Source organism: Curtobacterium sp. PsM8, assembly GCF_030433875.1.
In the GTDB taxonomy this organism is placed as follows: domain Bacteria; phylum Actinomycetota; class Actinomycetes; order Actinomycetales; family Microbacteriaceae; genus Curtobacterium.
Map to the genome: position 1 here is coordinate 1 of NZ_JARUXD010000087.1, position 11,542 is coordinate 11,542.

9 protein-coding genes are annotated in these 11,542 nt (G+C 71.7%); 1 reads left to right on the plus strand and 8 read right to left on the minus strand.

What is annotated here, in order from left to right; translation table 11 throughout:
- Positions 1–87: 87 nt before the first annotated feature.
- From QCD68_RS15395 to QCD68_RS15410, 4 genes are all read right to left on the minus strand, one after another.
- A complete protein-coding gene (locus QCD68_RS15395; RefSeq protein ID WP_258376716.1) occupies positions 88–219 on the minus strand; it encodes a hypothetical protein in 132 nt (43 codons plus the stop codon).
- A gap of 143 nt (positions 220–362) precedes the next feature.
- A complete protein-coding gene (locus QCD68_RS15400) occupies positions 363–2,282 on the minus strand; it encodes a hypothetical protein (RefSeq protein ID WP_301223657.1) in 1,920 nt (639 codons plus the stop codon).
- A gap of 203 nt (positions 2,283–2,485) precedes the next feature.
- Positions 2,486–2,980 (minus strand): peptide deformylase, encoded by a 495-nt coding sequence (gene def, locus QCD68_RS15405; RefSeq protein ID WP_111075062.1) that lies wholly within the window; start codon positions 2,978–2,980, stop codon positions 2,486–2,488.
- A gap of 1 nt (position 2,981) precedes the next feature.
- A complete protein-coding gene (locus QCD68_RS15410; RefSeq protein ID WP_301223658.1) occupies positions 2,982–6,392 on the minus strand; it encodes a pyruvate carboxylase in 3,411 nt (1,136 codons plus the stop codon).
- 60 nt (positions 6,393–6,452) lie between these two features.
- Between QCD68_RS15410 and QCD68_RS15415 the strand changes: the two genes are divergently transcribed.
- On the plus strand, positions 6,453–7,271 hold the full coding sequence (locus QCD68_RS15415; RefSeq protein ID WP_111075060.1) for a ParA family protein: 819 nt from the start codon (positions 6,453–6,455) through the stop codon (positions 7,269–7,271).
- A 565-nt stretch (positions 7,272–7,836) separates the two neighbouring features.
- Here QCD68_RS15415 and QCD68_RS15420 read toward each other — a convergent pair.
- The 4 genes from QCD68_RS15420 to QCD68_RS15435 all read right to left on the minus strand — a co-directional run bounded on the left by QCD68_RS15420 (position 7,837) and on the right by QCD68_RS15435 (position 11,346).
- Positions 7,837–8,397 carry a MerR family transcriptional regulator gene (locus QCD68_RS15420; RefSeq protein ID WP_110825505.1) on the minus strand — a complete coding sequence of 187 codons (561 nt, stop codon included), beginning with the start codon at positions 8,395–8,397 and terminating at the stop codon, positions 7,837–7,839.
- A gap of 184 nt (positions 8,398–8,581) precedes the next feature.
- Complete coding sequence (ftsR, locus tag QCD68_RS15425) at positions 8,582–9,286, minus strand: transcriptional regulator FtsR (RefSeq protein ID WP_253462648.1); 705 nt, start codon at positions 9,284–9,286, stop codon at positions 8,582–8,584.
- On the minus strand, positions 9,286–9,756 hold the full coding sequence (locus QCD68_RS15430; protein WP_367316843.1) for an FHA domain-containing protein: 471 nt from the start codon (positions 9,754–9,756) through the stop codon (positions 9,286–9,288). Before QCD68_RS15430 ends, ftsR begins: the two co-directional genes overlap by 1 nt.
- A 129-nt stretch (positions 9,757–9,885) precedes the next feature.
- The gene (locus QCD68_RS15435; RefSeq protein WP_301223659.1) at positions 9,886–11,346 is read right to left on the minus strand and encodes a chitinase; all 1,461 of its coding nucleotides are present in this window, start codon (positions 11,344–11,346) and stop codon (positions 9,886–9,888) included.
- Positions 11,347–11,542: the final 196 nt, after the last annotated feature.

Consider the following 11,542-nt stretch of genomic DNA (forward strand, 5'->3'; position numbering starts at 1 on the left):
CGTCACCCGTCCGTCGGACGGGTGACGGGCCTCCAGTGCGTGGTCTGGTGACCAGCGGCTGCGGGACCGACGTCGTGGTCGGCCAGGTCAGGCCTGCGGCGTCTCCGGAGCGTCGATCGGGTCGAGGACCGCGGTCGACGCGGTGCTCGTCGAGACCTGCTCGGGCCGGCGGTTGGTGCGGGTGCGGTGCGAGCTGAGCTCGTCGTTCTGGAGTGCCATCGTGCTCGTCCTGGGTGAGGGGGGACCGTCGGTGGGTGACCGACTGCGGAACACCGTACCTCGCGATCCGGACAGAGGGACAATCCCGCGTCCGGGTGTCATGATCCGTCCCCCACGGGCGTCCCCCGGATGTCCCCGCCGGGTCAGCGGACCGTCACCGAGCGACAGCCGAGCAGCGTGTTCGCGGTGCCGGTCCCGACGTTGATGCCGTAGGCACACACCTTGTGCGTGCCCTTCGCCAGCGCGACCGTCCGCGAGTACCCGGACGCCGCCGGTGCACCGGGGTGCGCGCGCACGACGTCCGGACGGGCGATCGAGGTGGACACCCGCCCGAGGCTCTTCGCCCCCGAGGTGGTGTCGTACAGGGCCACCGCGAGCGGGTCGCGGGTGTCCGGGTCGTACGCCCACCCCGACAGCGTCACGCCCGTGCTGCCGGCCGTCACGGCGTCCAGCGTGCCGCGCGGGTCGTGCGACGTGTCCGGTGCTGCCGCGGCGCCCTTCTTCATGACCACCGGGGCGCTCGCGTCCGCGGCCGCGGCGCTGCCGTCCGGGTGGTGGACGGTGACGCGGACACCGTACTTGCCGGCCGGCTTCGCGCCCAGGCTGAACGGCACCGAGTTCGTGCCCTTCACGACGGCGACCCCGGCCGCGATGCGCTGCCAGCTGCCGCTGCCGATCCGCACGGCGACGTCGGCGGTCGCTCCCGACACCCAGGCGTTGTCGTGGAACGTGACCGTGGTCGAACCGGTCGCCGTCGGGTCCGCGCGGAGGTGCACCGATTTGAGGTGCCAGACGGCCTTCCCCGGGTCCTCGTTCGGGTCGAAACGGAGGCCCGTGATCGTCTGCCCGGCCCACCCGGCCTTCGGCGCGATCGCGTCCTCGTCCAGCGGGTTCTGCGCCGTCATGTCGACGGTGGTCTCACTGGCGTTGGCGTTCGAGTAGGTCAGCAGGTCGTTCCCGATCTGCGGGGTGCCCGTCCCGGACACGTTCCAGATCGCCCGCGCCAGCTTGCCGCCGCCGGCCGACCCGGACAGGTCGAACGGCCCGTCGTACCGCAGGTCGTACTGGAGGTAGTGGTAGGTGCTGCCGGCCAGGCGCGAGACCGGCAGGTGGACCTGGGGGTCGTTCTGCAGCGGTCCGGCGTTCCGGGCCGTGATGCCGCGGCTGTCCCGGCTCAGCACCGTCGCGTTGGAGTACCGGACGCTCGAGGTCGCCGGGGCCGACGTGAAGTTCCAGGGGCGTCCGGTCGTCGCCGTCGCGTAGTCCTGCCCCTGCGACGGGTTCGGCGAGTCCACGACCACCTGCGGTCGCGGTGTCACCGTGTAGCCGCCGTAGGCGCCGGCGGGCATGCCGGCGTGCGGGTGGGTGGCGTCCGGGGCGGCGTGCAGGCGCACCCAGTCGATGCTGACCTGCTTGCCGGTGTTGCCCGTCCCCTTCGGCAGCACGACCGGGTCCAGGCGGAACACGACCTTCTTGGCCGATCGCCACGGCACCTTCGCGAGGAGGTTCGACTTGGCGTTGAGGTCGAAGTCGTACACGTGCGGCCCCTGGACGACGGGGAACGAGAACCCGCCGCCACAGGCCGAGGTCTGCTCGCGGCAGGTGAACCAGTAGACGGCGCCGATGTGCTTGGTGAGCGGCTGGTCCATCGAGAACGTCAGCCGCGAGTACTTCGCGGGGTCGACCGGCTGCCGGGCACCGTCACGACCGGTCGCCAGGCTGCCGGAGATCGAGTGCACCAGGAACAGCTGGTTGCCGAGCGCGAGGTCCACCTTGAGCGCCCCGCCGGACACCGTCGCCCGTGTGCCCGAGAAGTCGGTGTTGAAGTCGGCTGCGTTGCTGAAGTCCCACGCGTCGCCGTACACGTCGCTGGCGTAGTCGGCCGCCTCGGACTCCGTGGTCGCCGCGGAGGCCCGGACCGGTGCGCCGACGGCGGCACCGAGCGCGAGTCCGGCGGCGACCGCGACGGCCGTCGCGATGGCGACCGCCTGTCGCGGGCCGCGCAGGCGTCGCGTCCGGCGCGTGCGTCCCGTCTGGGGCGTGGTGGCGGTGTGGTCGTGCATGTGCTGTCCCCTGCCTGTTCGTCCGGGGCCCTGTGGTCGGGGCACGCCGGCGTCGCGGACGACCGGGCCGTTCCGACCCGGTCCGGGGTCGGCACGTCGGGAGCGCACGAGGTCGTCGAACGGAGCCTACGACGCGGTCGACGACAGCGGAAGGAGGACGGTCCGCGGCGCGCGGGCCAGCTCACTGAAGGTCATCGCAGCCGCTAGTGGAACCAGTCCTGCGCGCGGATGTCCCGGAGCGCCTGCCGACGTGTCTCCGGGTCGAGGGTCATCACGTAGACGGTGCCGTCCAGGTGGTCGCACTCGTGCTGCAGGGCCTCGGCCATCAGCCCGGTGCCCTCGAGCTCCACCGGTTCGCCGTCGACGTCCACGCCCCGCACCTTGGCGTACGGGAAGCGCTTCGTCGGGTACGCCAGACCGGGCACCGACAGGCACCCCTCGTCCATGAGCTCGGGCTCGCCGGCGGTCTCGACGACCTCGGGGTTGAGGACGTACCCGACCTCGCCGTCGACGTTGTACGAGAACGCGCGGAGGCCGACCCCGATCTGCGGCGCGGCCACGCCGGCGCGGCCGGGCTCCTTGACGGTGTCGATGAGGTCCTGCACGAGTTCGCGGACACCGTCGGAACCGATGCGGACCGGGTCGGCGGGCGAACGGAGGACGGGGTCGCCGAACAGGCGGATGGGACGGACGGTCACGTTACTGCAGCACCACCAGGAGGTCGCCGGCGTCCACCTGCTGGGTCACCGGGATCGCGAGACGGCCGACGGTCCCCGCGACGGGTGCCGTGATGGCCGCTTCCATCTTCATCGCCTCGATGCTCGCCACGGCCTGACCGGCCTCGACGACGTCACCGACGGCGACCTTGAGCGTCACGACCCCGGAGAACGGGGCGGCGACGTGCTTCGGGTCGGACCGGTCCGCCTTCTCGGCGGCCTTGGTCTCGACGACGACCGAACGGTCACGCACGGCCACCGGCCGGAGCTGTCCGTTCATGGTCGCCATCACGGTCCGGATGCCCCGGGCGTCGACCTCGCCGATCGCCTCGAGCCCGACGAGCAGGTTCACGCCCTTGCCGAGCGGCACGACGTGCTCCTCGCCGGCGCGGAGGCCGTACAGGTAGTCGACGGTCGGGACGACGGACAGGTCGCCGTACTCGTCGCGGACCTGCTGGAACTGGCGGGTCGGCTGCTCGAACAGCAGGCGGTTCAGGGCCTGCTGCCGCACGGTGCCCGGGGTGTCGAGGGCAGCACGCTCGTGCTCCGGCACCGGGGTGACCTCGATCCGGACGTCACGCCCGGCCAGGACCTTCGAGCGGAACGGCTCCGGCCAGCCGCCCGGCAGGTCACCGAGCTCGCCCGCCATGAAGCCGACCACCGAGTCCGGCACGTCATACTTCTCCGGGTGCTGCTCGAAGTCCGCCGGGTCGGCGTCGACCGCCGCGAGCTGCAGGGCGAGGTCGCCGACGACCTTCGACGACGGGGTGACCTTCGGCGGGCGTCCGAGGATCCGGTTCGCCTCGGCGTACCAGTCCTCGACCTGCTCGAAGCGGTCGCCGAGGCCGAGCGCGATGGCCTGCTGCCGGAGGTTCGACAACTGCCCGCCGGGGATCTCGTGCTTGTACACACGGCCGGTCGGGCCGGCGAGCCCGGACTCGAACGGCGCGTACACGCGGCGGACGGCTTCCCAGTAGGGCTCGAGGTCGCCGACGGCACCGAGGTCGATGCCGGTGTCCCGCTCGGTGTGTGCGAGGGCGGCGACCAGCGCCGACATGCTCGGCTGGCTGGTGGTGCCGGCCATCGGTGCCGCGGCCACGTCCACCGCGTCCGCACCGGCATGGGAGGCCGCCAGGAGGGTCGCGAGCTGCCCGCCCGCGGTGTCGTGCGTGTGCACGTGCACCGGCTGGTCGAACCGTTCGCGCAGCGCGGCGACGAGCTTCTCGGCCGCACCGGCGCGGAGGAGCCCGGCCATGTCCTTGATGCCGATCACGTGCGCGCCGGCGTCGACCATCTGCTCGGCGAGCCGCAGGTAGTAGTCGAGCGTGTAGAGGTCCTCGGCCGGGTCGAGGAGGTCGCCCGTGTAGCAGAGCGCCGCTTCCGCGACGGCCGTGCCGGTGGCGAGCACGGCCTCCAGGGCGGGACGCAGCTGACTGACGTCGTTCAGCGCGTCGAAGACCCGGAAGACGTCGACGCCGGTCGCGGCGGCCTCGGCGACGAACGCGTCCGTCACCTCGGTCGGGTACGGCGTGTAACCGACCGTGTTGCGGCCGCGCAGCAGCATCTGGATCGGGATGTTCGGCATCGCCTGACGCAGCGAGGTCAGACGCTCCCACGGGTCCTCGCCGAGGAACCGGAGGGCGACGTCGTAGGTCGCGCCACCCCAGGCCTCGACGCTGAGCAGCTGCGGGGTGAGCCGCGCGACGGACGGCGCGACCGCGACGAGGTCCTTCGTGCGGACCCGCGTGGCGAGGAGCGACTGGTGTGCGTCCCGCATCGTGGTCTCGGTGACGGCCAGCGCGGTCTGTGCGCGGAGCGACCGGGCCCACTCGGCCGGGCCGACGCGGAGCAGCAGGTCACGCTGCCCCTCGGGGACCGGGGCGCCGAGGTCGACGGCCGGCAGCTTCGACGCCGGGTCGACGACGTGCGCTGCGGGCGAGCCGTTCGGCTTGTTGACCGTGACGTCGGCGAGCCAGTTGAGGACCTTCGTGCCGCGGTCCTTCGACACGTGGCCGTCGAACAGCTGCGGACGTTCGCCGATGAACGCCGTGGAGACGTCACCGCGGGCGAAGTCCGGGTCCTCGAGGACGGCCTGCAGGAACGGGATGTTCGTGCTGACGCCGCGGATCCGGAACTCGGCCAGGGCCCGACGCGCGCGGGCGACGGCCGCCGGGAAGTCCCGACCGCGGCACGTCATCTTCGCGAGCATCGAGTCGAAGTGCGGGCTGATCTGCGCACCCGTGGCGACCGTGCCGCCGTCGAGCCGCACGCCGGCGCCACCCGGGCTGCGGTAGGTGGTGATGCGGCCGGTGTCGGGACGGAAGCCCTGGTTCGGGTCCTCGGTCGTGATGCGCGTCTGCAGCGCGGCACCGTGCACCGCGACCGAGTCCTGCGACAGCCCGAGGTCGGCGAGGGTCTCCCCCGCGGCGATCCGCATCTGCGACTGGACGAGGTCGACGTCGGTGACCTCTTCGGTCACCGTGTGCTCGACCTGGATGCGCGGGTTCATCTCGATGAAGACGTGCTGGCCGGCGCGCTCCCCCACGGTGTCGAGCAGGAACTCGACCGTGCCGGCGTTGACGTACCCGATCGACCGGGCGAAGGCCACGGCGTCGCGGTGCAGTGCTGCGGCGATCTCCGGGTCGAGGTTCGGCGCCGGGGCGATCTCGACGACCTTCTGGTTGCGGCGCTGCACCGAGCAGTCCCGCTCGAACAGGTGGATCGTGCCGGCGTCGGTGCCGGTCGCGTCGGCGAGGATCTGGACCTCGATGTGGCGCGGCCGGAGCACCGCCATCTCGAGGAACATCGTCGGGTCGCCGAACGCACTGTCGGCCTCCCGCATCGCCTCTTCCAGTGCGGGACGGAGTTCGGCCGGGGTCTCCACCCGGCGCATGCCACGACCGCCACCACCGGCGACCGCCTTCGCGAACACCGGGAAGCCGATCGCCTCGGCACCGGCCACGAGTTCGTCGACGTCGCGGCTGGCCGGGGTGCTCGCGAGCACCGGGACACCCGCCGCGATCGCGTGCTCCTTCGCCGTCACCTTGTTGCCGGCCATCTCGAGCACGTGCTCGCCCGGGCCGATGAAGGTGATGCCCGCAGCGGCAGCCGCGGCGGCGAGCTCCGGGTTCTCGGACAGGAAGCCGTAGCCGGGGTAGATGGCGTCCGCCCCCGACTCGCGGGCGACCCGGATGATCTCGGAGACGTCCAGGTAGGCGCGCACCGGGTGGCCGCGCTCGCCGATCAGGTAGGCCTCGTCGGCCTTCAACCGGTGCAGGGAGTTGCGGTCTTCGTACGGGTAGACCGCAACGGTCCGGGCACCGAGCTCGTACGCTGCGCGGAAGGCTCGGATGGCGATCTCGCCACGGTTCGCGACCAGGATCTTGGTGAACACGAGGTCCCTTTCAGCCCGGGTTGAGGTCTCACAACCTTACTGGCGGTAACGTTGCTCATCGTGCATGTACTCAGCGTGAGCTCCCTCAAGGGCGGTGTCGGCAAGACGACGGTGACGCTCGGCCTGACGTCGGCGGCGTTCGCCAAGGGTCTGCGCACCCTCGTGGTGGACCTCGACCCGCAGTCGGACGTCTCCACGGGCCTCGACATCAACCTCACCGGCCACCTCAACGTGGCCGACGTCCTCGAGAACCCGAAGGAGAAGATCGTCCGCCAGGCCATCGCGCCGTCCGGCTGGACGAAGGGTTCCCAGGGCAAGATCGACGTCATGGTCGGGTCGCCCTCGGCCATCAACTTCGACGGGCCGCACCCGTCGATCCGCGACATCTGGAAGCTCGAAGAGGCCCTGGCGAACGTCGAGGCCGACTACGACCTGGTCCTCATCGACTGCGCCCCGTCGCTGAACGCGCTGACCCGCACGGCCTGGGCGGCGTCGGACCGCGTGACCGTCGTCACCGAGCCCGGACTGTTCTCCGTCGCCGCGGCCGACCGGGCCCTGCGTGCGATCGAGGAGATCCGTCGTGGTCTCTCGCCGCGCCTCCAGCCCCTCGGCATCATCGTGAACCGCGCCCGCGTGCAGTCGCTCGAGCACCAGTTCCGCATCAAGGAGCTCCGCGACATGTTCGGGCCGCTCGTGCTCTCCCCGCAGCTGCCCGAGCGCACGTCGCTGCAGCAGGCGCAGGGTGCCGCGAAGCCGCTGCACGTCTGGCCGGGCGAGTCGGCGCAGGAGATGGCGCGGAACTTCGACCAGCTGCTCGAGCGCATCATGCGTACGGGCAAGATCGGCCCGTACGCGGACGGTGCGGGCGCGATCGCCTGACGTTCGTTCGTCGTTCGGAGGGTCGCCCGCGGGCGGCCCTTCGTCGTTCCCGGGGCGCGTGCGGCCGAGCGGCCAGGACACCCCGCTCAGTTCCGCCGAGCGGTCACGAAGTGTCGGCTGTGCCCCGCGCGAACGACGATTCGTGACCGGTCGGCAAGGGAACGCGGGCGCGTCGGGCCCGTCCGGCGGCTCCCGGCAGCTCCCGACGGCTCCCGCCGAGCGGCCAGGACACCCCGCTCAGTTCCGCCGAGCGGTCACGAAGTGTCGGCTGTGCCCCGCGCGAACGACGATTCGTGACCGGTCGGCAAGGGAACGCGGGCGCGTCGGGCCCGTCCGGCGGCTCCCGGCAGCTCCCGGCGGCTCCCGGCGAGCGGCCAGGACACCCCGCTCAGTTCCGCCGAACGGTCACGAAGTGTCGGCAAAGTCCGGCGAGAACGACGATTTGTGACCGGTCGGCGGGGGGCGCGTGGCGCGGCGGCGGGGGCGCGGCCGGGAGGCGCGGTGCCCGCCCGTCAGGCAGGCGTCGGAACCGGGACGGTCACGACAGCCACGAAGGCCGGGACGGTCAGGACGCGCGGGTCGCCCGGCGCGCCGCGAGCTCGTCGCTCGGGTCCTCTGCCGGGGTGGCGTCGAGCTCGACCAGGGAGGACTCGACCTCGCGCAGGACCTTGCCCACGGCGATGCCGAAGACACCCTGCCCGCGGGACACCAGGTCGATGACCTCGTCGTCGGAGGTGCACAGGTAGACCGAGGCGCCGTCGGACATCAGGGTCGTCTGCGCCAGATCGCTCACGCCGGCTTCGCGGAGCTGGTTCACGGCGGTGCGGATCTGCTGCAGCGAGATGCCGGTGTCGAGCAGGCGCTTCACGAGCTTGAGGACGAGGATGTCGCGGAAACCGTAGAGCCGCTGCGAGCCGGATCCGGCAGCGCCGCGGATCGTGGGCTGCACGAGTTCGGTGCGGGCCCAGTAGTCGAGCTGGCGGTAGCTGATTCCGGCTGCCTTCGCGGCGACGGTGCCGCGGTAGCCGTTCTGCTCGTCGTGCTCGGGCAGGCCGTCGGTGAACAGCAGCCCGAGGTCGTACCGCGTCATGTCAGACGGGGTACCGGGGACATCGTTCCCACTCATCAGCTTGCCTTCCACGACGATCGAGCTCCCACCCGAAGCTTCAACAGCGGGTTGAGAGTTGTTCCGAGGTCCACGGTAGCGAGTCGGGCGGCGTGGAGGCGGGACATCCGCACCGGCGCGTCCGGCGTGTCGAGGATATGCCCCGGCACCGACCGCCGTCGAGGGTCCGACCCGCCCGGGCCGCTCACGAGTCGAGCCGACCGATGGCCGCGCGGATGAGTGACGATCGGATGACCTCGAGGTGTCCGGCGATCTCCCGGGCGAGTTCGAGGGCCTTCGCGCGGGACGTGGCGTCCCCGCGGCGGGACACCGGCATGAGGGCGGACTCGATGAGACCGACCTCGCGCTCGGCGGTGCTGCGGAAGGTCCGGAGGTGTCGGGGCTCGATGCCGGAGCGCTGCAGCTCGACCAGGGCCTTCAGCACACCGACCGAGTCCTCGCCGTAGGAGTCGGACGCCGGGATGAGCGAAGCGGACACGGCGTCACCGACGAGCATCGGCGACGCCCCGGCCGCGCGCTGGAGTTCGTCGCGGGAGTACCGCCGCTCGCGCCCGAGCATCGACGGACGCGGGACGTCACCACCGCCCGGCAGGGTCGGTTCGCGTCCGGCGTCGAGGTCGGCGAGGTAGTCCTTGATGACCTTGAGCGGCAGGTAGTGGTCGCGCTGCAGCCCGAGCACGATGCGCAGTCGGTCGACGTCGGCCGACGAGAACTTCCGGTAGCCGCTCTGGGTGCGGATCGGCGTGACGAGTTCGCGCTCTTCGAGGAAGCGCAGCTTGGAGCTCGACAGGTCGGGGAACTCCGGCTTCAGACGCGCGAGGACCTGCCCGATCGTGAGCAGGTCCGGCGCCGGGGACACCGCCCGCGCCGCAGCGGAGCGGGGCGCCACTACGCGTTCGCCAGGCGCGCCAGGTCGACCCGGGAGGCGTAGAACGTCAGCCGGAACTTGCCGACCTGCACTTCGGAACCGTCGACGAGCAGTGCTTCGTCGATGCGGACACCGTCGAAGTACGTGCCGTTCAACGAGCCGAGGTCCTTCACGCTGAACGACGTGCCCTGACGGACGAAGTCGGCGTGCTTGCGCGACACCGTGACGTCGTCGAGGAAGATGCTGGCGTCGGGGTGTCGGCCGGCCGTCGTGACGTCGGAGTCGAGGAGGAACCGCGCACCCACGTTCGGACCGCGACGGACGACGAGCAACGCCGAGCCCGACGGCAACGCGGAGATCGCGTCGCGTTCTTCTGCGGTGACTCCGGCCTCGGGCGTGAGCGCCGCGGCGTTCTCCATGCTGAAGGTCAGCGTGGTGTCGACCAGCCGCTCTTCCGGGCGTCCCGGCTGCGGGACCACTGGATCTGGCATCGTGGACCTCCTCCTCTTGGTCGTCCAGCGTATCGGAAACGACGCACTCGGCGAGAGCCCCGTGCACAGGGGACATGCGGCGGCCTCCCGTCCGTCAGGTTGCCGGGCCGTGCCGCAGCGCCTCTGCGGTCAGTGCCCGGCGCCGGACGGCGCCGACTTACCGGACTGCACGTCGTGCAGGATCTCCTGCACCTCGGAGTCCTTCAGCCGCGTCCAGGGCGAGCCGTCGGGGTCGCTGGTGGAGGCCTCCGGGCTGTCGCCGGTGTTCCACCACTTCGCCTGGTACGGCGTGCCGTCGAACAGGACCCGGTCGCCGGTGTCGTAGCTCGTGGTGCCCGACCAGGCCGGGTAGGTGCCGGACGGCAGCTGGACGGGTGCGACCGGCTTCTCCCCCGGCAGCACCGGGCCGACGAGCTGCCACGGCGTCTCGTAGGAGCTGAGCACGGCGTCGTCGGGCAGGTCGCCGGACGTCCACCACTTGGCCTCGTAGACGTTGCGGTGCCAGACGATCTTGGTGCCCTCGAGGTAGGCCGAGTCCTTGTCCCACACCGGGTAGGGGCTGGTCGACGGGTCGTCGGAGGGCTGCGTGGTCGAGGACGGCTCGGCGGTCGTCACGTCGCCGGACGCCGCGACGATGCCGCCGCTGAAGCCCTTGCCGAGCACGTCGGCGAACAGCTTGCCGTCCTGGTCGACCCCGGAGCACGAGTTCGACACGGTGGACAGGTTGACGTAGTTCGAACCGCACGTGGTGTCGCGGTTGAGGGACCACATCGACATCCGGCCGAGCCCGGTCTGGCGCGCCCAGGCGTTGAGCTTCGCCGCGTCGCGCATCGAGAAGACCTCGTCCTGCACGTCGTTCTGGCCGATCATCGGGGTGGCGCCGACCTTGTGCCAGAGCGTGCCGTCGCTGAGCGGGGTGCCGGCGCGGGTGTACAGGATGCCGAGCTGGCGGTGCACCTGCTGCAGGGTCTCGACCGAGGCCGAGTACATGCTCTGGCTCGAGCCCATGCTGTCGCCGTAGTCCATCGTCATGGCGTTGACGCCGGCCAGGTCGACCCCGGCGCTGAGGAACTGCGACACGGCCTTGGTGCCGTCGGCGGTCAGTCCGCCGGGCGCGGCGGGCAGCGTGAGCCACACGGCGAGCGGGTGTCCGGCGCCGCGACGCTGCTCCTGCAGTTCCGCCACGGCCTGGGCACGGCGCTTGCCGGCGTCGGCCTTGGTCAGGTCGTCGCTCTCGATGTCGAAGTCCACCGTGGAGACGTCGTAGCGCTTCACGACGCTCTGGTACGCCGACACGAGCTTGCCCTGGTCGGTGCAGGTCGAGGCGAGCTCGTCGTTGGCCAGGCCGCCGAAGGACACCCCGACGGCGCCCTTCTGCTGCTCGAGGCGGGCGATGCGGCGGTCCAGGTCGAGCTGGTCCCCCGCTTCCTGGAGGCCGTAGGCGGCGCCCCAGGTCGGCGTGCAGGCGTGATCGTGGTCGGCCACCACGAAGGACAGCATGACGTCGCGGCCCTTCGCGGACTTGACGTCCTCGAACGGGAACGTCGGGGTGACGGTGACGTCGGTGTAGGCGGCGAACCAGGGCTTCACCGTCTCGGCGGCCTGGGCGCTCTGCCACCGGTCGAGGGCGGGGGGCCCCCCCGCCGCCCCCCCGCCGGGGCCCCCCCCCGCCCCGGGGGCGCCGGCCCCGGGGGGGGGGGGGGGGGGGGGGCTGGGGGGGGGGGGGGGGGGCCAGATCGGTAGCAGTTTGCTAGACCCTCGTGTCGCCAAGCGCTGGGTTGAGTTC